The organism is Ekhidna sp. (assembly GCF_040223195.1).
Lineage (GTDB): Bacteria > Bacteroidota > Bacteroidia > Cytophagales > Cyclobacteriaceae > Ekhidna.
Window position 1 is genome coordinate 79,418 of record NZ_JAVKDX010000021.1, and the last position, 22,803, is coordinate 102,220.

Genomic DNA, 22,803 nt, shown 5'->3' on the forward strand with positions numbered 1-22,803 from the left:
TAAACCCCTCTCCTGTAGGAGAGGGGCTACTCCTTATCCTTAAGGAGAAGGCCGGGATGAGGTCATTAAATATCACTCAGCCGCTTCCAATTCCTCTCCACTCTCACCCCGCGACTTTCTGGCACGAGCCACCGCCATAATGCTTGTGGTGATGCCGTTGAGTTTGTCGATCAGTGCGCCGTGCGTCCCCGGATCAGTCTCATCCAGGATGTTGATCGCATCCAGCAGGATATTTACGTGCGGCACGGTCTTGCTCTTCGCCTCGCTCAGCGTAGGGTAGTTCTTTTTGGTGTCTTCATCCAGACGGCTATTGTAAATGGTAACAAAATCAGCCTGTGCCTGCTTCAGGTCTGCATAGATGCCATCTGCATGCATAGTAGCCAGTGCTGTCTGATTTTCCGGTTTGTCCAGTTCGGTAAAGAGTGCCTCCAGTTTACCACTCTGCTCCGCATAGCCTAGTGTGTAAAGGCGTGTGCCTGCCTGGTAGATGATGGGCCAAATTTGCTCATAGGCATCCACCAGTGCCTGGTTTTTTCTGCGCTTGTAGGCATCTACCAGATCTTTGAATCCAATAAATAAATCATCCCGAAGCGCATCAGCTGCAGCTACATCATCCACGAGCTTATTTAGGCGCACGGCAGTGATGGCCGCATTCAGGTTGTCAATATCGGTTTGCAGCAGCCCGGTGATGCGGGCGATAAACGGGTCGGCGGCAGACAAGTCAGCCGTGGCGGCCACATACTTACTGGCTGTTTCAGATAGCTCCGCAGGAAGGAGAAAACTGGTTCTTAATTGTTTGATCATCTGTTTGAATTGTTTTAATGTGAAAAAAAATGATTTACAAGTAATGTTATCGGTATTTGCTACGAAATACAAGATACATGGTGATGAAAAACGGTATTGGGGCGAAAAAAATAGACTTTTCTTTAGCTACAGTTGTTTTGAAACAAAAAAAAAGTGGTGCGGACTTCTACCGGCGTTTGGAGGCAAAAAAGATTTTATTTAGAGTTCTACGGATGTTTTGGCGTGAAAAAACTTTTTTTTAGCGTTCTACGAGTGTTTTGCTCCGAAAAAGGCTTTTTTTACACTTCTACGGACGTTTTGGAGCAAAAACGGATTTTTTTGGAGTGGTACGGGTGTTGGAGGGGGAGGGTATGAAGCAATCACAAACTGAGGTGGGGAAGTTACTTTTGTGCTAGAGGAGGGTTTAAAGACCCCCTAGAGCACTAGATTCGGATGATCGTTGGTTAGTTATTGAAACTGATCCTTCAACTGTTGACTCACTAGTTGATTCATCGATTTCAGACTCTGATTCTGTTTCCTCTATTGTTCGTGACTTTTCAATGAAATCTCCAACTTCTTCGAGTATATCTTCGCCAATTTTAGCATCAAGGTATTCATTGGAATATTTCAGAAAACTATCAGTCGAATAACAGTAGAACAGATTGTTCTTTTCCTTTTTTAGTTCCGAAATCAGTTCAGGTCTTGGTCCTATTGTCATTCCCATTTCCACCTGAAACCAATCCTCTTTAGTATCACCAGTAACAAAAATGACAGGCTGATCAATACTTTTGTTTTTCTTAAGAATCTCTTTCCAAACAATTAGGTCACCGTATTTATCAGGTTCACCTTTTTTATTATCCAAATAGCCAGGAGGTTGTTTTTTAAAGTACCTTGATTCTCCTTCTGTAAAAATTATCTTAAGCTCATCGTCTGTAAAGGGTTCACCAATTGAGTTTTCTAATATATCTGCTAACCGCTCTTTAGTTGGATTACTTAGGATAAGCTCTTTTACATTTTTTTGCTTTTTGTCAAGAACACTATCGAATTTTTCGCAAAATGCCTCAATCTCTTGATGTAATTCTAGCTCTAAAAACGGATGACTTCTCTTTTCATCTATTTGTTTTTTGAATTCAAGGAGAGTTCTAATGCTTTCCCCATATTTTTTTACTTGACCTGATATGATCTTATTCAAATTTTTATGGTATTCTTCGGAAACTTGATAGGGAATCCAAATTCGATCCTTCAAAGTTTCCATTATTTGCAAAAGAGAGTTCACAGTACTTTCCGAGAATCTATAAAGATCGAGTAGCACATTTGTGTCAAATACAAACAAACCTTCTGACCATAATTTTCGGAAATCATCTTTGGATGGTTTGTAATATCCGGGGAAGTGCTTTCTCATGCTCATACCTTGGGTAGATGTTTTTTTAACCAATCATTCTCAGCGATTACATTCCTCCAGGCAGCTTCCCCACCTGATTTAATGACAAATATCCTATCATTAACATCAATATGTTTCAGTAGGTAATCACGAATTTGAGCTGCTGACTGTGTTGTAATAATTGCCCAAGTAGATTCAGTGACCTTACCCCAAGTACCATATGATTTGATAGCATCATATAGAGCATTATAATTTCTACCTGGACTTCTAAGATCATATGATATTATATAGGATTTCATCCTTGAATTCTAAATTTTGGGCTAAGATAAATATTGAGAATTTGGTAAGCATATAAATTACTATGTAATGCACTCAACAACCGAATATAATGCACCTTTTAAGCACATTGAAATAATTCGCATTGGTTCAAGATAGGCCAATACCCCATTATTCTCCAAAAAAGTCACAGCGTTGTGCTCAAGTTCTTCTTTTAGGTAAACTGATACTTAGCGGAGTGCAATTTGCGGGGCGGTTTGGTGATAAATAGTTCAGAGTAACGTTTTTATTACTTAAATTGGATAGCATTAAACGCTTTATCATGTATGAAAACGATCTACTGCTGCATATTCCTTTTCCTCACGTTTGCAACGTCAGCCCAGGACACTTCCACTGATCCAAAACCAAATGCCCTCTATCTCGAGCTTTTTGGAAATGGTATTATGTATTCGATAAACTATGACCGCCTGATCACCACCAGCGGTAACCTAAAAATCTCAGGAAGGGTGGGGTATTCCTATGTAAATATTGACCTGTTTGATGAGGTTAAAGGAAATGTGATACCTGTTGAAATTCTTGGCTGGGTTGGCAATAATAAAGGCCATGTAGAATTTGGTGTGGGTCTATCCTCGCAGTTTGTAGAGACCAAGGACGTGTCTATACTAGGACCGACCCAGGAGACAAAATCCAATGCCTACTACCTCACCGGAAGAGTAGGGTACAGACTTCAAAAGCCGGATGGAGGGTTTCTATTCAGGGCAGGTTTCGTCCCTATGTATCTGCTTTCGGAAAGTACTTCCACCGACCGCCCGGAGTTTGTTCCCTGGTTTGGGCTGAGTTTCGGTTATTCTTTTTGATAATTCTATCCGGGCTACTTTGTAATAGCATGCACCTATTAGAATGAAGATGCTGAAACAAGCCTGTCTGCCGACTCAGGCAGGTTCAGCATGACGCACGGAAATAAAAAATGCGTTTAGTTAGATCACACCCTGAAAACACCCCTCGTCACCCTGAGTAAACATCCCAAAATCCCTTACTCAACCCTCCGTATTCCCCGCTGCGTGTATCCCTTATTTTTCTAAGGGCTAGCCCGTATGCGCATCTCACGCACTTTTTTACGGGTATTTCTGAATCTTTTCAAACCCGAAAATCCCTCTCATTTCCGGCCCTTCATTTTCTGAATTTTGAACTATCAAACAAACAAAAACACATAAGAAAATGAAAAAGCAACTGTTATTACCGCTTCTTTTTGCCGCCGTTCTAGGAACCGCATCTGCGCAAAATGTAATTGTAAGAACCTATGTAGAAAAGACCAACATGAGCCCTAAGACAGGGACCTCCATCGGATTTGAAAACCGGTACCAGTGGGAGTATGGGGCATTCTTTCAGGAGGCTTCTTTAATGGAATCATTCATGATGAGTGAAGAGGATCTGGAGGCACTTCCACACCAGTACGAAAAGGACTTTGCCGGACTATACTTTGCCGTGCCTGTCATTTCCCGGGAGCTATTCGTAGTAAAAGCCAATGTACGTACAGGAATGTCTAACGGAGAGAACTTCGTGATCACACCATCGGTGCTGGCCGACTATAAGCCAATTAAGCATGTGCGTATCGGGATGGGAGTAGGCTCAAGAGCTTTTCGTCCTACTCTTCAGGCATCTGTAGCACTTTCTTTCTAAGCAAATCAGTCATTCAATTTAGAAGTCAAAATAGTATGAACGCCCAGGTAGCATTTATGGATCAGCAGCAAGAGGTTTCCCCACTTAGAGTAGTGAAAGCCATTTCGAAAATTTTTAACATCAGATACATGGAAAACCTAAACCTGATGATGGTGACAGGTTGGAGTATCACTGATGATGCCTGGATCAAGTACTGTCAGATGCTGGCCGATATCGAGTCGCACCTGAGGGTCAGGGAAGAGCTGAACATTTACTTCAAGTTTGAACTGTTCAATACTTCTTCAGCAAAATATCTTTTCAAGATCATCAAGCGCCTAAACAAAGCACATAAGGAAGGTAAAATGGTGAAGATATACTGGAGCTGTAGTGCCAGTGAGCATGAAAATGAGATGATTGAGTCGGGGTTGGACTTTGCCAGCATGAGCGACTTCCAATTCAAAATTTCCCTCAACTGATAAATTGAATCCTAAACCCAACTGTCATGAAAAAGCTATTCGTCCTCATGTTCCTGACAACCATCCTGAAGTTCTGCTGCAATGCACAGGTACTGACTGGAGAAGCGTATGTGCAGAACACGGTGATGGGGCTTCAAAAAGGGTATGGACTGAGAATCCAAACCAACAAGGGGCTAGGGATAGGACTGGTACATCAGTCAAACCTGAATGTAAAAGGTGAGAGCCTGGATGAGAAGTATCCCTTCTACGGGATCGAGACCATCGTGCCACTGACACGGTGCGGAAACATGCGCCTCTTTTTCACACCGAAGGCAGGGTTTGTAAACGAGCATTTCTTCGTCATCATCCCGGAAGTAGAGACGGAGATCAGAATCTCTGATACGTTTTCCACCGCACTTACAGCCGGCATTCGTGCCAGGGAATCGGCCGTGGGAGTGAAGCTAATGGTACACTTATAAACCAAATATCATGAGACAGCCAATACTTATACCATTGATTTTTGCCTTGTTTTCCTGTGAGCCACCGATGGAACATCCGTATGAAAACTTCATCATCCCGGCAGGCAGGCACGATAACGGGTGGAAGCTACAGTCGCTTCAATCCAATACGCTGAGTTTTGCTACCATCTTTGATCAGTCGGCAATCTACCAGACCAGCACCACCGAAAACCAGCACGACATCAACAAGCTGATGGGCTTTTCGGATTGCAACTCCACCCACCATGAAAACAGTGCCCGTTTCGGCTGGAGATGGCTGGATGGCAAGCTGGAGATCTATGCTTATGCCTACGTAAATGGTGAGCGTATCACTGAATACATCGGGGATGTGGAGCTGGATCAGCCTGCAGACTACCAGCTACAGATCACAAATGATCATTATCTCTTTTACCTGCAAGGCCATGATCCTGTAAGCATCAGGCGAGAGGCTCCCTGCAGCAAAGGTCTCTACTACATGCTCTTTCCCTACTTCGGGGGAGATGAAGTGGCACCCCACGATATACGCATTCAAATTTTAACCAAATACTAAAAACATACATAAGAACTTAAATGACTACCACCATGCAAGTACTAAAAACAGAAACACCAAACATAAAAGATCGGATAGATCAATTTGAGGGAAGCATTTTCCTAAATGTAGGCAGACAGATCCAGCGAGTATCACTAAACAGTATCGAATACATCAAAGGATATGGCGACTACATGAAGGTGAAATGTCAGGATAAGAGCCACACGGTACATATTACTATGAAAAACCTGCTGAGGGTCCTTCCTTCATCGGATTTCTACAGGATTCACAAGTCCTACATCATCCGGTTAGATAAAATTGAGAATCTGTCATCCTCGCATGTGCAGATAAATGAAACAAACATCCCGATAAGCAGAAATAATAAGCAGGAGCTATTGTCGCTTATCCCATTGGTGAAATAAGTGTGTTTTTTGGTGGTTAGTAAGGGTGGCTCAGCAATGGGTCACCCTTTTTTTCAAAAGGAATAATTGATGGCACCAGCCAGCGCAAGAGAAAAACAAGAAACTGGTTCAAGTGTCCCACTTGGACCTTTTTTGTTATATGGAAAATGACCATCTTAGAATAGGCACAAGCGGACGCTTGCGCCAGAGGGGGGTAATAATGATAAGCTTGCAATACATGCAAAATGAAGTCTATATCTTTATTTTAGTGATTAAAGTGTAAAACACGCGTTGCAAACGCGCGCTAGCAAGTATTATATCTGAACTAAAAATTTAAAAAGATGAATGTTAAGAAAATGATACAAGTTGGTGGAATAATTACCATAGTTGGATTGATTGCAGGTTCAATATCTAATAAGATAGAACAAATCATTACGTATAATAATAATTATAATCTAGAATGCTATGGTATTATAGAGGATATTAGAATTAGTGATGAAAGAGCCACTCCATACTTTTTGATTGGTGGCGAATGGAAATACCTAAACCTTTATGGTTTCAATATGGTGAAGCACACTGAAAAATATGATTCCGTTGCTAAAGCAAAAGGAGAAAAAGTGCTGTATTTGTATCGAAAAAACAATCTAGGGACATATAGATTAGTTCTTGAGACAACACCTAGGAAACGAGAACTTTATCAATAGATAGGTCACCTATCAAACCATCACCCCCGCTAGCGCGCGTTTGCAACGCGTGCAAATTGAAACCTCGTACTGCTTGCAGCTTATTTTAAGATCGTTCAGCCACCAAATCATCAACCACTTCCCCACAATCCACTACCTTTACATCGCTCCGGCATAGCAATATACAAATCTGAGAATGTAACCATAAATGGGTTTGTTCGGTGCGCTAAATCACGCCCACTATGGGGATCATTGAATGCGCTGACTAATCCATAATCCTTCTTTAATAGAGGTTTGGTATGTGCATGCCGGAGTTTTTGTTTTCAATACTTGATCTCTACTTCTGAATTGTTTTAGTTTAGGATAGCAAATTCAATTCGATGAGATCAAAATCTACCCTTACGCTAATTTTTATCTTGTTTTCTCTTCAGGGTTTTTCGCAGATCTGCAAGTACCTGGTGAATGAGAAGGACCCCATCACCGATGACATCATCCGCACCGTGAAGACACGGCTCACCGGGCCGGTACCTTACTACTTCTTTTCCTACATCCGAAACGGGAGCGACTATACCTTTCAGGTAGAGGTAGGTGATTATGGTGAAGTCAGCGAACCCATTGCAGCAGGAAGTGAGCTGATCATGCGAGCAGGAAATGGTGCGGTGATCCGTATGCAATCCATCGAAAAGGCTATCCCCGAAATCATTGACGATTTTGGCAGCAAGATCACCCGCTATGATATCACTTTCAGTATGACGGAGGAGGATATGAAAAACATCGCCGAATCAGGCATTGTGTTCATACGGATCAAAGACATGAAAAATACATTCAGCGATCAGGAAATACCGGAAGCGGTTGTTCAGATTTCCAAAGAAAACGCTGAATGTATTTTCAAGTAATTACTCAGATCTTAATGTTTCAGTTGGGTTCTTATTAGCATTTATCCAGACTTGTGAAAGAATGGTGACCGTAGCAATGATGCCTACAATTATGAGTGTAGGAATGAAAATGGTATGATCAATCGGGGCATGAAAAGCCATTTCATTGACCCAAAGCCCATTTGCCCACATCGCAAATGGAATTGCAATAATTGAAGTGATTACTATCATAATGATGAATCCTTTTCCCATAGAAACGGTGAGAGAGCGGAATGAGGCACCCAATACTTTCCGTATTCCTATTTCTTTCACTTTGGTTTTTAATTCAAAACTGACCATCCCAAGAAAACCCAATCCGGTGATGGAAAGGGCTATCATGGCGACATAAGTCAGAATGTTACCCAGGTCGTAAAAGAACTGATAAAATTCATCCAATTGTTCGTTTAGGAAACCTCCTTCGTATTCTCTATTTGCATCAAATGAAGCCCAGGCTTGCTCAAACTTCTTTTTCTGAGCTACCATATCCTCACTCCTTACCTTTAGATATGTGTATTCATACCTGTCTGGTATTACCCTTAAGGCAAGCGGCCGAATGGACTTCATTAGTGGCTCCCAATGATAATCTTTCACTACCCCAATGATTTGAAGTCCGAGTGTATCCAGCATCATGGTTTCACCAATTGCCTGGCTTGCAGACTCAAAACCATATGCTTCTACAGCTTTCTGATTGATGATCATGAACTTTTCATTTTGCGTGGAAATATCTCGTGGAAAATCATTTCCGGCAACCAACTCTAGCTCCATCACATCTATGTAGTTTGGATCTACCGAGAAGTAGTAGAGTGTGATGGGCTCCTGATCTTTTTTCCACTGCGCATCTCCTCCATGGGATCGTCCTACTGCAGGATGGTGAGAAGCAAATGTTACATTTTCCACCCCGGAGATGGATTCAAAATGCTGCTTTATTGAGGCGGGGTTTTGTTTGTGTGTATTTACGTAAAAAACCTCTGACTCATTAAAGCCATACTTAGAGTTGACAAGAAACTCGCCCTGCTTCTTAAGGATGAGAATAGTCACCAGTAAACTGTACACTGATTAATGTACGCTTACCTGTCAGATGTTTGAATACTGATCGTTTTCTGGATTTTATTTGAGTCAGGTTTCCTTTAAGTGAGTTTACCGCCTTTATTCTTGCAAGAAAAACGGCCGGTCCGATCCCGGTCAGTAGTCCAAGGATGATGGTGAATAGGATGAAGTATCCATAAGTTCCCAGGGAGTCTTCCAGTGAAATGCCGATCATATTGAAAATCCATATTTCATTAAAGGAAATGATCAGAAATCGATAAATCACCACTGCAAAAAGGAGAGACAGGAATGCCGTTATCACAGACTCTGTAAGAAACTGTGAGATAATCTGTTTTTTGCTTGCACCATTCACTTTTCGTATGGCTATTTCTTTCGCACGACTCAGCGCTTTGGCAATAGTCAGGTTGGTATAATTAATGGAAGCGGTGATCAATACAATGAGCCCCAGTAGGCCAAAAAACATCAATACGAACCACGGCAGGGTGAATGCAATTTCGTTAGAGGTGATGTCTCCAGGCACAATATCATTTAGTGATTGAAGTCTAAAAATTAGTTCCTGCTCATTTTCCTCATATTTTATTTTTTCTGATGCAAGCGCATTGATAGCCGCCTCAGCTTCATTTTTGAATGACGGATCACTCAAAATAAGATAGTTGTATCCACTCCAATGTTCTTTCCAGCTATTGTAGTTTTTAGAAACGAGATCCTTTTCAGCCAGCACCGGAAGGGTGCTCAATGATCCCAATGCCTCGAACTGCATGTGTGTCTTCCCCGGAGGAGACTTGACTACACCGGTTACCTTATAACTTCCATGGTCTTCAAATTCAATTGTCTGTCCCAATGCTGATTGGTCTGGAAACAACTTATCGGATAGCTCCTCACTCAAAACGATGCTAAATGGTTCTACTAATGCTTTACCGTTTCCCTCCTTTAGCTCAAAACCGAATACCTCAAAGAAGGCTTCATCCGCATACAGCGATCGGATATTTAGGATTTTATGAGGTGACCGAATTTCTCCTCGTAAATAAGAATTTAGGTTGGTACCTCCTTGAATGAATGAGAAGCGTTCATTTAATTCATTTTTAAAAGGCAGGGGAGAAGTAGCATACTTTTCACTGAATGGCCCCTCGTGCCCTTTAATATCAGTAGTGATTCGGTAAATTCTATCACCCTTCGGGTGGAATTTGTCATATTGAAAATGATCATAGACCAATAGGATCAGTACCAGGCATACCGACATGCTCAATGAAAGACCCATGATGTTTAGCCCGGTGAATAGCTTGTGCTTCCATAGATTACGAAGGGCAATTTTGATGTAGTTTTTTAGCATACTTGAGGAATTTTGAGTTAGACCTATGCAGATTTGACAGCAGTTGTTGGTAAGATGTTGCAGCCGGGCAATGGTTGTATGAAACCTGAAAGTATAATTAGAGTATAAGTATGAACCTATCTCAACTTACTTATGCTAAAGAATCTATTCGTTTCTGCCTTAAGAAGCCTTAAGAAGAAACCTGGTTTTACAACCATCAATGTATTGGGGCTGGCCATCGGCATGGCTACCTGCCTCTCCATCTTACTTTATGTCAATCATGAGTTGTCCTATGATAGTTTTCAGGACGACAATGTGTACCGGTTGGCTTTAAACCGGGTCTACCCTGAGCGGGAAGTGGATTTTGTGATCATACCACATTCCATTAGTCCGCAAATGGTAAATGATTTTCCAGAGGTGGTGAATCAAACCCGTCTATTCAGGATTCCAAACGTGGCTACTTTTCAGTATGAAGGCGAGACCATTACAGAGGATAAGCTGGTTTTTGCAGACTCCACCATTTTTTCATTGCTTTCTATCAAGCTTATTGAAGGAGATGTGAAAACAGCCTTGAAGGAGCCCAACTCGATCGTAATCACGGAATCTGCTGCTAAAAAATACTTTGGGGATGAGAAGCCCCTGGGTAAGATTTTGCAGGGGCCGCAGGGAAATACGTTGGAGGTTACAGCCATAGCTGAAGACTACCCTGAGAAATCGCACTTTGAATTTGGAGCCATCGTAGCACTTCACTCGATCCCTTTCTTAAGCTCTCCAAACTGGGCAAGCTTCTCGGTGATGTCATACATCGAGCTGGCACCAGGAGCTTCCTATGAAGAGTTGGAAGAAAAGATGCCTGCCTTCATCAAGCAATATGCAGAAGGTGAAATTCAGCAACGAAACGGGATATCCTATGACGAATACATAGCCGCTGGGAATGGATACAATTACTCCTTTCAGCCTATCAGGGACATTTACCTCACCAGTCATTTATCTGGTGAAATGAAGCCAAATGGGAATATCACTTATGTCTATATCTTCTCCATTGCCGCGGCTTTTATACTCATTATCGCCTGCATCAACTTTATGAACCTTTCCACGGCTCGTTCCGTGGAGCGGGCCAAGGAAGTGGGGATCAGAAAAGTGATGGGCTCCCATCGAAAGCAGCTAGTGGCTCAGTTTCTGTCGGAATCAACATTGGTGGCTATGCTAAGTGCAATGCTGGCCATTGTCATCGCTTGGCTATTCCAACCAGTTTTTGCCCAACTCTCAGGGAGGGATCTTTCTGTTCTGGGTTTTTTCACCCCGGTGAATATCCTGATTCTAATAGGGGTGGTTATAGCAATAGGGGTGCTTGCAGGCTTGTACCCAGCGTTCTTCATCTCTTCGTATTCCCCCATAGGTATCCTGAGAGGATCGATGAAAACCTCGGGAAAAGGTGTGATGCTGAGAAATGTACTAGTGGTTCTTCAGTTTTCCATTTCCATTGCACTTATTTCGGCTACTCTACTGATATATAATCAGATGGATTTCATGCTAAACAAGCCACTCGGGTTTGATAAAGAGCAGGTAGTGGTGATAGAGAATGGGTTTGCGGTAAACAATAACCCGCAGCAACCAAACTGGGATAGGTTCAAGACTTTTAGGAATGAATTGGTATCTACTCAAGAGGTTTCTAGCGCAGGATATAGCTCTTCATTACCAGGCGATGTGCTTCAGGGGTTTATTGTGAGAGTGCCGGGAGATGGACAAAAGGAAAGTCTGGTCACGCGGATGCTCTCTATGGATGACCAATTTATGGAGACCATGGGTATGGAAATACTGGAAGGAAGGGGGTTTTCTCCAGAGTTTAACGATTCACTCTCCATCATTTTGAATGAAGCCACGGTGGAGAAGCTAGCCCTCTCAGATCCGATCGGGAAAAGGATTATTCATGTGGATGATTCATCACAGGTTTCCTACACAGTCATAGGAGTAGTGAAAGACTTTCATTTTGAATCCCTTCATTCAGCCATGGAGCCAATAGCTATTACCAGCATGGGTAGCCCCCAGAGCTTTGTGAATAAATATGCGGTGAAAATATCCCTGGAAGACATGCAAAGGGGGTTGGCTTCAATTGAAGAGAAATGGAATGAGTTTGCCCCGCAGACACCATTTAGATATTATTTTCTTGACAACAGTTTGGAGAGCTTTTACGAATCAGAAAAAGCCTCCGGGCGACTATTTACGGTGTTTACAGTGCTTGCCGTCATTGTAGCATGCATTGGCTTACTAGGGCTTTCAGCTTTCATCATTACCCAAAAGACCAAAGAAATAGGAGTGAGAAAGGTGCTGGGAAGTAGTGTGTCGGGGATTGTATTCCTTCTATCTAAGGACATAATTAAACTCATTGTGATTTCGACGGTGATCGCTATTCCAGCGGCGTATTTCTGGGTTTCTGGCTGGCTTGAAAACTTTGCCTATGCAGATAGGATAAACTGGCTAATCTTCATTGTGGCAGGCTTAGGCGCACTCCTTATTGCATTTTTGACTACCAGTATCCAATCGACCAAAGCAGCAAGGGCAAATCCGGTAGAATCTCTGAGGGATGAGTAAAGTTTTTTAAAAGGAAAAAAAGCAATAAATTCATTGTTTTATTAACCTAACTAAAAAACTATGTCTGATTCTTCAATGAGTGTTAAAGATTGGTTGATTACCATGATTATCACAGCAATTCCAATAGTTGGATTTGTAATGCTATTTGTTTGGTCTTTCGGAAGTGGAACGCCGGCAGTCAAGGCTAACTGGGCAAAAGCAGTTCTAATTTTCTATGCAATAATGATTGTATTGTATATGATTTTTGGTGCTGCATTGCTGGGAGGTATTATGGCAGCAGGGTCATATTAGAACCTAATTTTTTAATTTCTTAAAAGCCCTCTCGCAGGGCTTTTTTTATGTCCCGAAAGTTTGATTCGCCAGGTATTCGTAATCGGCAATGATCGTATAAAGGAACTTTACGTCCGGCAGCTCCGATTCGATGTTGAGCTTCTCTTTGATCTTCTGTGATAGTACCGTCACTCCATCTGCACTAAACCCTTCCTTTCTCATTTTCAAAGCCTTTTTGATCAGCTCAATCTGATCATCTGTGAGTGATTTTACCTGGCTGAACGTGACCTGATGATCATCTTTCGCCACACTCTTGAAAGCCTGGGCGACTTCCACTTTTCTGACTTTAATTACCGTAGTGCCCGCCACTAGGTCTCCGATCCGCTGGCCATTTTTGGTGGCAATGATAGAAATTACCGCTGGGGCAAACACAATCGGATATAGCCAAAGGTCAATAATGCGGAAAAGCCACCGGAGCAGATAGCTGCCAATCGTGGGTGTGGTACCATCCAGCTTCACCACTTTGATGTTCATGGCCCGCTTTCCGGGAGTTTGCCCTCCACCGAAGTATTCAAAAGCAAAGCTGTAAAACATGGCTGGGATATATATTAGCAATATTGCCCATTCTCCTGAAAACATATAAGCAAGGGATGCATTCAGGGTAATCATAACAACAATCAGGATCACAAAATCTATGATAAAGGCCAGGATGCGATCCCCCAGACTCCCCAGCTCCAGATCTATTTCAATATTTTGATTGGTGACGAACTTTGGCATGCAAAAATTTTACGCAATTATCTGAAAACTTTGCCTACGATCCACATAATTCCGCATATTTGGAACCGAATGAAGCAGGCCTTCTTTGTAAAGCTAAATCAGGATAAATGGGCTGGATATGAACAGCAGTTGGATCAGGGCAGTACCTCAGCGGATGACCTGGCCAAAATGTATGTTCACCTGACTGAAGACCTTGCGTTTGCCAAGGCAAAGTATCCTCGTACATCACTCACTGCCTACCTGAACAAGCTCAGCCTCAAAGTCCATAACCTGATATACCGAAACAAACCTGAGAATAAAGGCAGGCTTACACGATTCTGGAAATTTGAGGTGCCATATGAGATGGCCATGGCAGGCAAGCCTATGCTCTATGCTTTCCTGATCATGACTGTAGGAGTGGTGGTGGGTATTATTAGCACTGCGAATGATGAGACTTTTGCCCGGCTGATTCTTGGTGATGCCTATGTTGATATGACATTGGAAAACATCAAAAAAGGAGACCCGATGGGCGTATATGGCAGCATGGATCAATGGTCCATGTTTTTCATGATTACCTCCAACAATATTCGTGTGTCTTTTCTCGCTTTCGTGTTTGGTTTCCTGACTTCTGCTGGCACAGGCATGATCCTTTTCAGGAATGGAATTATGCTTGGGGTGTTCAATTATTTCTTTGTGCAGCAAGGGCTCTTTGATGAAACAATGCTTTCTGTCTGGGTACACGGTACCATCGAAATATCAGCCATCGTGATAGCCGGGGGAGCTGGGATCAAGATGGGGAACGGCTTGCTTTTTCCAGGGTCATATCCGCGGGCATACGCATTTAAGAAAGCCGCGAAAAGCGGGCTGAAGATCGTAATGGGGCTGGTGCCGTTCTTTATATTGGCCGGCTTCATTGAGTCATTTCTCACCCGATACACTCAATGGCCACTGGCGGCCAAGCTTGCCATTATCCTTGGCTCATTTGCATTGATCGTCTATTATTTTATTCTTTTACCAATCAAAACCTACCGAAATGTCACAACCAAAAATTGAGTTTTACAAAATCAGAGATTTTGGGGCTAAAATGAATGCTACTATCGAGTTCCTTCGGGAGAATATGGGAAGATTATTTCTCAACCTTCTTTTCATCGGTGGCCCGGTAGCATTGCTCATGAGCATTATTTTTACCAATATTTTTTCTTCGATGGGGGATGCTGTGGGGATAGAGGACGAAAGCCAGGCACTCAATTTTTTTGCTGTGCTGGGTGGCAACTATTTCATGATCATGCTGATTAGCTGGCTGGCCGGCTCCATGGTGATATGTGTGTCCATGACCTATGTGAGGCTATACAACGAAGGTGTGGCCAAGGAGACCCCTGTTGGGGATGTGCTCAAGCTCGCCTTAAAGAAGTACGGAGGTGTGCTGTTGCTGGGCATTCTGGTTGCGTTCATTGTGTTCATCAGCTTCTTCGTTTTCATTTTGCCGGGGATATTTATGTTGTTTGTGTTGCCTTTGGCATTTGCCACCTACATGTTTGAAGACATCTCCGCCCCCAATGCACTTGGGCGTACCTTCACACTGTTGAAAGATAAGTGGTGGAGCACGTTTGGAATCGGGTTGGTGGGATACATACTGGCCTATGTGATCCAGTTAGTTTTTTCGCTACCAACCATGGTTGTCTATTTCGCAAATATTTTCACGTTGATAGAGGAAGCGTCAAACAATCCATCTGATCCCTCAGCAGTTTTCGAAATGTTTTCCAGTGGGTACATGACAGCCGCTTTTGCGATTTCCATGGTGGGTGGTTACCTGTCTTACAGCATTCCACTGATTGCGTACAGCTACCAATATGCCAATCTTGTGGAAAGGTCTGAAGGCAGAGGTCTTATGAATGAAATCGAAGGTTTTGATAAAGAATAACCACCGCTTAGCTGTTTGTTTCACGCTTTTCATAACCTTTTTTTTAGCAGGAGGACAGCAGGTATCTGTACGAACCTTTGATGAAGAAGGTATGAGGGTGTATGCTCAGCAGCAGGCGTTTGATTATATGAACTATACGGTACGGCCACCCTCGATCTGGGAGCAGGTCAGCTGGTGGTTCCAGAGTATGCTTCAGGAGATATTCCTAAATCCAAACACACCATGGCTCACACGAATTGTGTATTATCTGATCATCCTGATCGTATTGGGAGCCGCTATCTACTACATCATCCGGATTAGGTATGGTGGAGGGATCACTCCGGATTATAATACGCACATGTCTCCTGTGGCAGGCATTGCACAGACTACCCCTGAAGATTTTGATCAATCGATAGCAGGGGCCATTAAAGAGAAGAATTTTAAGCTGGCGATTCGATATGTTTATTTGAAGACGCTTTCATCTTTAGCAAAAAAGGGAATGATTAGCCTGAAGGATTGGAAGTCTCCCTATGACTATGAGCGTGAGCTTCAGGGTGATATGGCCAGTTCATATCAAGAGATGGCCAGGTTATTCGAGTATGTCTGGTATGGCGATTTTGATGCTGGCGAGGAAGAATTCAATAAGGGCAGAGATCTTTCCATCAAACTTGAAAATGCATGAGGAGGGGAGAAAAAAAGTTTTTGATCATCCTAATTTTGCTGTTTGTGGTCTACGTTGCAACAAGCTTCCTGGCTCCAAAACCTGTGGATTGGAGGGTCACATTTGGGGTAAAGGACAAAAATCCGTTTGGTGCTTATATCCTTAATGAACGTTCACAGGATTTGTTCGATGGATCGCTGGAAGTATCCAATAGCACCATCTCAGAAATGTCGGATTTGGAAAACCTGCTGATACTCTCAGATTTTGCTGAAATTACGGGTGCAGATTATCGCAGCTTGATGAGATGGCTCGACAGTGGTGTCCATGTTTTCATTGCCGCCAATGAGTTTTCCTCGGTGCTTAAGGACTCACTCTCTTTCAATAACTCGGTTAGCTTCCATAACCTCAATCAGTCCATTTTTGAGGCCGCAACAAGTCCCGTTAGATTGATCGATTCCACTTCCTATGAGTATCCATTTTCCTTGGTTTCCAATTATTTCAACCTGAGCGATACCAGCGAATGGACGACTTATGCTTATCTGGAAGACAATCCGATTTTGATTTCCAGATCATTTGGAAAGGGAAAATTGATACTTTGTTCTACTCCTTATATTTTCACAAACTTTGGTTTGCTATTCGATGAAAATTATCAGTGCGCTGCAAAGATGTTATCTAAACTACCGGAAAGCAGGACTCATTTCACTCAGTTCTACCAGCTGGGTAAGGGTGAAGTCACGACTCCTTTCCGGTATTTTTTGCGTCAGCCTCCGCTCAAATGGTCTATCTATGTTGGGCTATTTACGATCCTGGTCTTCCTGATCATTACCTCCAGGAGGACTCAGCGACCAATCCCGGTGATTACACCTCCGGACAATGCCACAGTCGGTTACGTGCAGACACTGGGTGCACTTTTCTATCGGGAGCGCAAGCATAAGAAAGCTGCTCAGCGATTAATCAACTATTTTCTCAGAGATATTAAAGAGCGATATTTTCTGAGTATTGAATACACCGAAAAATTTTACAAACATCTAAGTGCAAAGTCCGGTGTGGACATTAACATCGTGATCCAGACTTTCGAGTTGATTTTGAAGGTGAGGGATTTGCCGCATGTGGATGAGAAAACATTAATCGATTTATCAAAAAAAATTGAACAGTTCAAATGAGTGATTTTGAAAACAGAGTAGACTTAAGTCAGCTATCCGTGAAGATTGCTAAACTTCGTGAAGAGGCCTCCAAAGCATTGATTGGCCAGCAGGAAATGCTTGATTTGATGCTTACTGCCATGTTTGCCGGAGGCCATGTATTGATAGAAGGTGTGCCAGGGATTGCTAAGACTTTAGCAGCTAAGCTGGTTTCTAAGCTCGTTGAGGCCGACTTCAAGCGGATTCAGTTTACGCCTGACCTGATGCCATCTGATGTGCTAGGCACCTCCGTATTCAATCCGAAGACGGCTTCATTTGATTATAGGAGAGGCCCCATCTTTTCCAACCTGGTTTTGATTGATGAGATCAATCGGGCTCCAGCCAAGACACAGGCTTCCCTCTTTGAGGTAATGGAAGAAAAGCAGATATCCAATGATGGACAAACGTATTATCTGGAAAGCCTCTTCATGGTGTTGGCTACCCAAAACCCGATTGAGCAGGAGGGAACCTACCGGCTGCCGGAAGCGCAATTGGATCGGTTCATCTTCAAGATTGTGGTGGACTATCCGGAAAATGGAGAAGAGAGCCAGATACTGCAGATGACCAATAAAAACACCAACCACCACAAGCTGAACTTTATCGAGTCTGTAATCGGGAAGGAGGAAATTGTGATTCTTCGGGAGAATTTGGAAAGTATTGTGATGAAGGATTCGCTGATTGATTACATTGTGAAGCTGGTAGCAAAAACGCGGGATCATCATTCCCTGTATCTTGGGGCTTCACCTCGTGCATCCATTGATTTGATGAAGGCATCCAAAGCCTTTGCGGCGATTCAGGGAAGGGATTTTGTTTCCCCGGAAGACATCAAGCGATTGTTCAGACCGGTGGTTGAGCATCGTATCATCCTTTCGCCTGAGGCTGAACTTCAAGGTATTACCATCAAGGAGGTAGCCGAGCAGATATTGCAACAAGTGGAAGTGCCAAAGTAGTGCGAATTTTTCCTACATATCGCTTTTATGTAATTATCATCACTTGTGCAGTCCTGCTTTTTATTGGGTACTATTATGACTTTGTGTTTAGCCTGGCGAAGGGCTTGACACTATCACTGCTGGTATTGGCGCTTGCGGATATCATCCTTCTTTTTTTTAGTAATGGAAGGATTGTACTTGAGCGTTTTCTGCCGGATCGTTTCTCCAATGCCGATGAAAATGAAGTTTCTTTTTCAATCCTCAATAATTATGGGTTGGAGATGGATTTGACCATTCTGGATGAGCTTCCTGCACAGTTTCAGATCCGTGATTCAGAGATCAGGTTGAATCTGAAATCTGGAAAGCAAACTTATGTTACCTATTCCCTCAGACCTGCGCAAAGGGGAGAATACCATTTTGGCAAGACGAATGTTTTGGTGAATTCACCATTGAAATTGATTACGCGCAGGTTTAGGTTTGGTGTAGAACATGTTGTGAAAGTTTATCCCTCCTTTCTGAATCTGGAGAAGTATGAACTCTCCGCTATTTCTCAGTCGCTGAAGCTCAGTGGTCAGAAGCGGATGAAGCGAATAGGTCAGAGTACCGAGTTTGACCACATCAAAGACTATGTGATTGGAGATGATCCCCGTCATATCAACTGGAAAGCGTCGGCAAGGGGGAGGGGGCTTATGGTCAACCACTATGTGGATGAAAAATCGCAACCTATCTACTCGGTGATCGACAAAGGAAGGCCAATGAGAATGCCCTTTGAAGGAATGACCTTGCTTGACTACTCCATCAATGCTTCACTGGTATTGTCCAATGTGGCCATAAAGAGAGGAGACAGGGCCGGATTGGTGACATTCCAACACAAACCTGAAACATTCGTTTCAGCACAGAAAAGAAACCTGCAGATTAACTACTTACTGGAGACACTTTATAATCAGGAGACGCAGTTTAATGAACCGGATTTTGCTTCGCTGTATTGGTTTTTAATGCAAAAAATAAAGCAAAGAAGTTTGCTATTGCTTTATACCAACTTTGAGTCAATTTATACCCTGGAAAGACAGCTCCCTTACCTCAAAATGATCAATCGCCATCATCTTTTATTGCTGGTGTTTTTTCGGAATACGGAGCTGGATAAGGTGATTGACGCTCCTTCCAACACTACCATTGATATCTACAATAAATCGATTGCGAAGCAGATAGCAGATGAAAAAGCCAACATTCAGAAGGTGCTTTTTCAAAATGGGATCATTTCGCTCTACACCCGCCCACAAAACCTCAACACCGACGTAATCAATAAGTATATTGAAATCAAGACCAAGCGGTTGCTGTAAAAAAAAAAGCCCCGAAATCACTTCGGGGCTTTTAAGAAAATTATTTTGAATCTACTTCTCTATCCCTTCCAGATCAAGAAGGAAAGCATATTGCAGCGCAGTAGTTTTATACCGCTTGAATCGGCCTGATGCCCCACCGTGACCGGCTTCCATATCTGTGTCGAGAATCAGTGTATTCTGATCTGTTTTCATGTCCCTTAGCTTGGCAACCCATTTTGCTGGCTCCCAATATTGAACCTGAGAGTCAAACAATCCTGTAGTTACCAGCATGTTTGGATAATCCTGCTCTTTCACCTGATCATAAGGTGAATAGGACATCATGTACTCGTAGGATTCCAGGTCTTTCGGATTACCCCACTCATCAAATTCATTGGTAGTCAAAGGAATGGTCTCATCCCACATGGTAGATACTACATCCACAAACGGTACTGCAGCCAGAATTCCCTTGTATAGCTCGGGCGCCATGTTCACTACCGCACCCATGAGCAGCCCACCGGCACTGCCTCCCTGGGCATAGAGGTGCTCAGCAGAGGTGTATTTTTCTTCAATTAAGAATTTAGAACAATCTATGAAGTCATTGAATGTGTTCATCTTTTTGAACATTTTTCCGTCTTCATACCACTGACGGCCCATCATTTGTCCGCCACGGATGTGAGCGATGGCAAACGCAAATCCCCTGTCCAATAGACTTAATCGTACCGAGCTAAAGCTGGCATCAATCGTGTTGCCATAAGATCCATAGCCATACTGAAGTAGGGGCCCATTCCCATTCTTTTTGAAGCCTTTTTTATACACGATAGATATTGGCACTTTGGCTCCATCCCTCACTGTAGCCCAAATCCGCTCCGTCACATACTCATCCGGATTGTGGCCTCCCACTACTTCCTGCTGCTTCATCAGGGTTTTTTCCTTGGTTTCCATATTGTAATCAAATGTGGAATTTGGAGTTGTAAGTGAGGTATACCCAAATCTCAGAATCTTGGTATCAAACTCTGCATTGGTTGAGATGTAGGCCGTGTATGCTGGCTCACCAAAATCCAGGTAATGCTCATCACCGGATCGTTGGTTAATAATTCGTAGATTGGATAGACCGTCTTTTCGCTCATCCACCACCATGAAGTCGTTGAACAACTCAATCCCCTCCAGGAGCACATCCTCTCGGTGAGCTATGACCTCTTTCCAATTTTCCTTACCAGTAGCATTGGCAGGTGTTTCCATCAGCCGGAAATTGATGGCATCCCAGTTGGTCACGATGTAGAATTTATCTTCAAAGTGTGCGATGCTGTATTCATGCGCTTTTTCATCTCTTGGGATAAACTGTTGAAACTTTCCCTTTGGATTGTCAGCATCCAGAATGTGGTAGTCGCTCACCAGGGTACTGCTGTTCCAGATGATTACATAATCATCTGATTTGGATTTGTATACGCCTATATAATACGAAGGATCCTTTTCATGATACACCATCACGTCTGTCTCTGGCTGGGTGCCAAGTTCGTGTCGATAGATTTTTTCGGACAGGAGAGACACTTTATTCTTAGCAGTATAGAAAAAAGTCTTGTTGTCATTTGCCCAGGCACCTCCTCCTGTGGTATTCTCAATTTGATCATCGATCATTTCTCCGGTTTCCAGATTTTTGAATCGTATGGTATAAATCCTTCGACTCAAGGTATCTTCAGCAAACGCCAGAATTTTATTGTCAGGGCTTACGTTGATCCCTCCTGCGGAATAATAGCCATAGCCTTCTGCCAGTTCATTCACATTGATCAGAATTTCTTCAGAAGCATCTAAAGTGCCTTTTTTCCTACAGTAGATCGGATATTCTCCACCTTCTTCATACCTCGTGTAGTACCAGTATCCGTTGGATAGGTAGGGCACAGACTCATCAGTCTGCTTGATACGACCCACAATCTCATCATATAATTTTTGCTGAAGCTCTTCCGTATGAGACATGACCGTTTTGGTATAGTCATTCTCAGCATTCAGGTAGGCCAGCACCTCTTTGGTATGATCATCAGGGGTCTCAGATCTTTTCTGATCATCCGTAAGCCTCAGCCAGAAGTATGGATCAATCCTGGTTTGACCATGCTCTTTTAGTACGGTATCTGCCTTTGCCGCAATAGGTGCTTCAGGTCTCATTTTCGTTTCCTCGGTTGTTTGGTTAGTACATGATGCCAGCAGGAGTATTCCCGCTAGTAAAGTCATTGATTGGATATGCTTCATTTTAAGTGAATTTTAGGATCAGCAAGTTCCCTATTCACACCAAAAAATCCTAATCGGTTTATATGATCGGTTTTAAATAAAAAAGGACAGGCGAAAAGGGCCTGTCCAGAATAACGTTTTGTGATGAATTATTTGGTAAACATTTCACTCACCACCAGGTCTTTGGATCCCGGAGTGTATTTATAAAAACCTTCACCGGTTTTGGCACCCAAGTATCCTGCCGTCACCATATTTACCAGCAGGGGGCATGGAGCGTACTTTGGATTTCCAAAACCCTCATATAAGACATTCATGATGGAGAGACATACATCCAAACCGATGAAGTCTGCCAACTGTAAAGGTCCCATCGGATGGGCCATTCCAAGCTTCATTACCGTGTCAATCTCCTCAACACCAGCAACTCCTTCATGCAGGGTGATGATGGCTTCATTGATCATTGGCATTAGAATTCTGTTGGCAACAAATCCGGGGTAGTCATTTACCTCTACAGGAACCTTTTGCAGGTTTTTACTCATTTCCATGATGGTGTTGGTCGTCTCATTAGAGGTGGCATAGCCTCTGATCACCTCGATCAGCTTCATCACGGGAACAGGATTCATAAAGTGCATGCCTATCACTTTGTCGGGGCGCTTGGTTGCTGCCGCAATTTTTGTAATAGAAATAGAAGAAGTATTTGTAGCCAGAATGGCTCCTGCTGGAGCGTGAGCGTCCATTGCTTCAAAAATCTTCTTTTTAATGTCGAAGTTTTCCGTTGCTGCTTCTACCACCAAATCTGCATTTTTTACTCCTTCCTCAGTGGAAGTGAAAGTGCTGATATTTTTAAGTGCTGATTCCTTGTCAGCTTCAGTGATTTTCTCCTTCTGAACCATTCGATCCAAATTCTTGGATATGGTGGCGAGTGCTCTTTCCAAAGCTGCCTCGTTGATATCTATGAGAGAAACATTGTATCCACTTTGGGCAAAGACATGGGCGATACCATTGCCCATAGTTCCACTTCCTATTACTGATATATTTTTCATA

At 42.9% G+C, this 22,803-nt stretch carries 24 protein-coding genes; 16 read left to right on the plus strand and 8 right to left on the minus strand.

What is annotated here, in order from left to right; genetic code table 11:
* Positions 1 to 72: 72 nt before the first annotated feature.
* The 3 genes from RLN88_RS12865 to RLN88_RS12875 form a co-directional block, all read right to left on the minus strand.
* Entirely contained in the window at positions 73 to 804 is a 732-nt protein-coding gene (locus tag RLN88_RS12865; protein ID WP_350221813.1) for a DUF6261 family protein, read from the minus strand.
* A gap of 403 nt (positions 805 to 1,207) precedes the next feature.
* Positions 1,208 to 2,185: a PIN domain-containing protein gene (locus RLN88_RS12870; protein WP_350221814.1), complete on the minus strand. Its 978-nt coding sequence runs from the start codon at positions 2,183 to 2,185 to the stop codon at positions 1,208 to 1,210.
* Between the two features lie 2 nt (positions 2,186 to 2,187).
* Positions 2,188 to 2,463: a CRISPR-associated protein Cas2 gene (locus RLN88_RS12875; protein ID WP_350221815.1), complete on the minus strand. Its 276-nt coding sequence runs from the start codon at positions 2,461 to 2,463 to the stop codon at positions 2,188 to 2,190.
* A 303-nt stretch (positions 2,464 to 2,766) separates the two neighbouring features.
* Between RLN88_RS12875 and RLN88_RS12880 the strand changes: the two genes are divergently transcribed.
* From RLN88_RS12880 to RLN88_RS12915, 8 genes are all read left to right on the plus strand, one after another.
* Complete coding sequence (locus RLN88_RS12880) at positions 2,767 to 3,297, plus strand: hypothetical protein (protein ID WP_350221816.1); 531 nt, start codon at positions 2,767 to 2,769, stop codon at positions 3,295 to 3,297.
* Positions 3,298 to 3,658: 361 nt separating this feature from the next.
* Positions 3,659 to 4,120, plus strand: coding sequence for a hypothetical protein (locus RLN88_RS12885; RefSeq protein ID WP_350221817.1), 462 nt, complete (start codon positions 3,659 to 3,661; stop codon positions 4,118 to 4,120).
* A 35-nt stretch (positions 4,121 to 4,155) separates the two neighbouring features.
* Positions 4,156 to 4,575 (plus strand): SiaC family regulatory phosphoprotein, encoded by a 420-nt coding sequence (locus RLN88_RS12890; RefSeq protein ID WP_350221818.1) that lies wholly within the window; start codon positions 4,156 to 4,158, stop codon positions 4,573 to 4,575.
* Between the two features lie 26 nt (positions 4,576 to 4,601).
* Entirely contained in the window at positions 4,602 to 5,033 is a 432-nt protein-coding gene (locus RLN88_RS12895; protein WP_350221819.1) for a hypothetical protein, read from the plus strand.
* 10 nt (positions 5,034 to 5,043) lie between these two features.
* A complete protein-coding gene (locus RLN88_RS12900; protein ID WP_350221820.1) occupies positions 5,044 to 5,601 on the plus strand; it encodes a hypothetical protein in 558 nt (185 codons plus the stop codon).
* 32 nt (positions 5,602 to 5,633) lie between these two features.
* Positions 5,634 to 6,002, plus strand: coding sequence for a LytR/AlgR family response regulator transcription factor (locus RLN88_RS12905; RefSeq protein WP_350221821.1), 369 nt, complete (start codon positions 5,634 to 5,636; stop codon positions 6,000 to 6,002).
* Positions 6,003 to 6,322: 320 nt separating this feature from the next.
* Positions 6,323 to 6,685 (plus strand): hypothetical protein, encoded by a 363-nt coding sequence (locus RLN88_RS12910; RefSeq protein ID WP_350221822.1) that lies wholly within the window; start codon positions 6,323 to 6,325, stop codon positions 6,683 to 6,685.
* 359 nt (positions 6,686 to 7,044) lie between these two features.
* Positions 7,045 to 7,560, plus strand: a complete 516-nt coding sequence (locus tag RLN88_RS12915) for a hypothetical protein (RefSeq protein WP_350221823.1) — start codon at positions 7,045 to 7,047, stop codon at positions 7,558 to 7,560.
* On the opposite strand, the gene RLN88_RS12920 is transcribed toward RLN88_RS12915, so the two are convergent.
* Together RLN88_RS12920 and RLN88_RS12925 are read right to left on the minus strand one after the other, a co-directional pair.
* Entirely contained in the window at positions 7,561 to 8,631 is a 1,071-nt protein-coding gene (locus tag RLN88_RS12920) for an ABC transporter permease (RefSeq protein ID WP_350221824.1), read from the minus strand.
* A complete protein-coding gene (locus tag RLN88_RS12925) occupies positions 8,597 to 9,955 on the minus strand; it encodes an ABC transporter permease (RefSeq protein WP_350221825.1) in 1,359 nt (452 codons plus the stop codon). Before RLN88_RS12925 ends, RLN88_RS12920 begins: the two co-directional genes overlap by 35 nt.
* 132 nt (positions 9,956 to 10,087) lie before the next feature.
* Between RLN88_RS12925 and RLN88_RS12930 the strand changes: the two genes are divergently transcribed.
* Together RLN88_RS12930 and RLN88_RS12935 are read left to right on the plus strand one after the other, a co-directional pair.
* A complete protein-coding gene (locus tag RLN88_RS12930; RefSeq protein WP_350221826.1) occupies positions 10,088 to 12,526 on the plus strand; it encodes an ABC transporter permease in 2,439 nt (812 codons plus the stop codon).
* A gap of 60 nt (positions 12,527 to 12,586) precedes the next feature.
* Complete coding sequence (locus RLN88_RS12935) at positions 12,587 to 12,817, plus strand: hypothetical protein (protein WP_350221827.1); 231 nt, start codon at positions 12,587 to 12,589, stop codon at positions 12,815 to 12,817.
* A gap of 45 nt (positions 12,818 to 12,862) precedes the next feature.
* On the opposite strand, the gene RLN88_RS12940 is transcribed toward RLN88_RS12935, so the two are convergent.
* Positions 12,863 to 13,573 carry an RDD family protein gene (locus RLN88_RS12940; RefSeq protein ID WP_350221828.1) on the minus strand — a complete coding sequence of 237 codons (711 nt, stop codon included), beginning with the start codon at positions 13,571 to 13,573 and terminating at the stop codon, positions 12,863 to 12,865.
* Positions 13,574 to 13,642: 69 nt separating this feature from the next.
* On the opposite strand from RLN88_RS12940, the gene RLN88_RS12945 reads away from it, so the two are divergent.
* Genes RLN88_RS12945 through RLN88_RS12970 form a run of 6 tightly spaced genes read left to right on the plus strand, consistent with a single transcriptional unit; the run spans position 13,643 to position 19,563 of the window.
* The gene (locus RLN88_RS12945; RefSeq protein ID WP_350221829.1) at positions 13,643 to 14,605 is read left to right on the plus strand and encodes a stage II sporulation protein M; all 963 of its coding nucleotides are present in this window, start codon (positions 13,643 to 13,645) and stop codon (positions 14,603 to 14,605) included.
* Entirely contained in the window at positions 14,586 to 15,473 is an 888-nt protein-coding gene (locus RLN88_RS12950; protein WP_350221830.1) for a hypothetical protein, read from the plus strand. Before RLN88_RS12945 ends, RLN88_RS12950 begins: the two co-directional genes overlap by 20 nt.
* Entirely contained in the window at positions 15,460 to 16,134 is a 675-nt protein-coding gene (locus RLN88_RS12955) for a DUF4129 domain-containing protein (RefSeq protein ID WP_350221831.1), read from the plus strand. Before RLN88_RS12950 ends, RLN88_RS12955 begins: the two co-directional genes overlap by 14 nt.
* The gene (locus tag RLN88_RS12960; protein WP_350221832.1) at positions 16,131 to 17,276 is read left to right on the plus strand and encodes a DUF4350 domain-containing protein; all 1,146 of its coding nucleotides are present in this window, start codon (positions 16,131 to 16,133) and stop codon (positions 17,274 to 17,276) included. The genes RLN88_RS12955 and RLN88_RS12960 overlap by 4 nt, the downstream gene beginning before the upstream one ends.
* Entirely contained in the window at positions 17,273 to 18,244 is a 972-nt protein-coding gene (locus RLN88_RS12965) for an AAA family ATPase (protein ID WP_350221833.1), read from the plus strand. Before RLN88_RS12960 ends, RLN88_RS12965 begins: the two co-directional genes overlap by 4 nt.
* Positions 18,244 to 19,563, plus strand: a complete 1,320-nt coding sequence (locus RLN88_RS12970) for a DUF58 domain-containing protein (protein ID WP_350221834.1) — start codon at positions 18,244 to 18,246, stop codon at positions 19,561 to 19,563. The genes RLN88_RS12965 and RLN88_RS12970 overlap by 1 nt, the downstream gene beginning before the upstream one ends.
* A gap of 51 nt (positions 19,564 to 19,614) precedes the next feature.
* Here the strand turns inward: RLN88_RS12970 and RLN88_RS12975 are convergent, their stop codons facing one another.
* Together RLN88_RS12975 and RLN88_RS12980 are read right to left on the minus strand one after the other, a co-directional pair.
* Positions 19,615 to 21,783, minus strand: coding sequence for a S9 family peptidase (locus RLN88_RS12975; RefSeq protein WP_350221835.1), 2,169 nt, complete (start codon positions 21,781 to 21,783; stop codon positions 19,615 to 19,617).
* Between the two features lie 128 nt (positions 21,784 to 21,911).
* Positions 21,912 to 22,802 carry a 3-hydroxybutyryl-CoA dehydrogenase gene (locus RLN88_RS12980; protein ID WP_350221836.1) on the minus strand — a complete coding sequence of 297 codons (891 nt, stop codon included), beginning with the start codon at positions 22,800 to 22,802 and terminating at the stop codon, positions 21,912 to 21,914.
* Position 22,803: the final 1 nt, after the last annotated feature.

What these genes read in the sequence shown, in the direction of transcription:
- RLN88_RS12865 (WP_350221813.1), bottom strand. Translation starts at nt 804, where the DNA reads ATGATCAAACAATTAAGAACCAGTTTTCTCCTTCCTGCGGAGCTATCT.
- RLN88_RS12870 (WP_350221814.1), bottom strand. Translation starts at nt 2,185, where the DNA reads ATGAGAAAGCACTTCCCCGGATATTACAAACCATCCAAAGATGATTTC.
- RLN88_RS12875 (WP_350221815.1), bottom strand. Translation starts at nt 2,463, where the DNA reads ATGAAATCCTATATAATATCATATGATCTTAGAAGTCCAGGTAGAAAT.
- RLN88_RS12880 (WP_350221816.1), top strand. Translation starts at nt 2,767, where the DNA reads ATGAAAACGATCTACTGCTGCATATTCCTTTTCCTCACGTTTGCAACG.
- RLN88_RS12885 (WP_350221817.1), top strand. Translation starts at nt 3,659, where the DNA reads ATGAAAAAGCAACTGTTATTACCGCTTCTTTTTGCCGCCGTTCTAGGA.
- RLN88_RS12890 (WP_350221818.1), top strand. Translation starts at nt 4,156, where the DNA reads ATGAACGCCCAGGTAGCATTTATGGATCAGCAGCAAGAGGTTTCCCCA.
- RLN88_RS12895 (WP_350221819.1), top strand. Translation starts at nt 4,602, where the DNA reads ATGAAAAAGCTATTCGTCCTCATGTTCCTGACAACCATCCTGAAGTTC.
- RLN88_RS12900 (WP_350221820.1), top strand. Translation starts at nt 5,044, where the DNA reads ATGAGACAGCCAATACTTATACCATTGATTTTTGCCTTGTTTTCCTGT.
- RLN88_RS12905 (WP_350221821.1), top strand. Translation starts at nt 5,634, where the DNA reads ATGCAAGTACTAAAAACAGAAACACCAAACATAAAAGATCGGATAGAT.
- RLN88_RS12910 (WP_350221822.1), top strand. Translation starts at nt 6,323, where the DNA reads ATGAATGTTAAGAAAATGATACAAGTTGGTGGAATAATTACCATAGTT.
- RLN88_RS12915 (WP_350221823.1), top strand. Translation starts at nt 7,045, where the DNA reads ATGAGATCAAAATCTACCCTTACGCTAATTTTTATCTTGTTTTCTCTT.
- RLN88_RS12925 (WP_350221825.1), bottom strand. Translation starts at nt 9,955, where the DNA reads ATGCTAAAAAACTACATCAAAATTGCCCTTCGTAATCTATGGAAGCAC.
- RLN88_RS12930 (WP_350221826.1), top strand. Translation starts at nt 10,088, where the DNA reads ATGCTAAAGAATCTATTCGTTTCTGCCTTAAGAAGCCTTAAGAAGAAA.
- RLN88_RS12935 (WP_350221827.1), top strand. Translation starts at nt 12,587, where the DNA reads ATGTCTGATTCTTCAATGAGTGTTAAAGATTGGTTGATTACCATGATT.
- RLN88_RS12940 (WP_350221828.1), bottom strand. Translation starts at nt 13,573, where the DNA reads ATGCCAAAGTTCGTCACCAATCAAAATATTGAAATAGATCTGGAGCTG.
- RLN88_RS12945 (WP_350221829.1), top strand. Translation starts at nt 13,643, where the DNA reads ATGAAGCAGGCCTTCTTTGTAAAGCTAAATCAGGATAAATGGGCTGGA.
- RLN88_RS12950 (WP_350221830.1), top strand. Translation starts at nt 14,586, where the DNA reads ATGTCACAACCAAAAATTGAGTTTTACAAAATCAGAGATTTTGGGGCT.
- RLN88_RS12960 (WP_350221832.1), top strand. Translation starts at nt 16,131, where the DNA reads ATGAGGAGGGGAGAAAAAAAGTTTTTGATCATCCTAATTTTGCTGTTT.
- RLN88_RS12965 (WP_350221833.1), top strand. Translation starts at nt 17,273, where the DNA reads ATGAGTGATTTTGAAAACAGAGTAGACTTAAGTCAGCTATCCGTGAAG.
- RLN88_RS12975 (WP_350221835.1), bottom strand. Translation starts at nt 21,783, where the DNA reads ATGAAGCATATCCAATCAATGACTTTACTAGCGGGAATACTCCTGCTG.
- RLN88_RS12980 (WP_350221836.1), bottom strand. Translation starts at nt 22,802, where the DNA reads ATGAAAAATATATCAGTAATAGGAAGTGGAACTATGGGCAATGGTATC.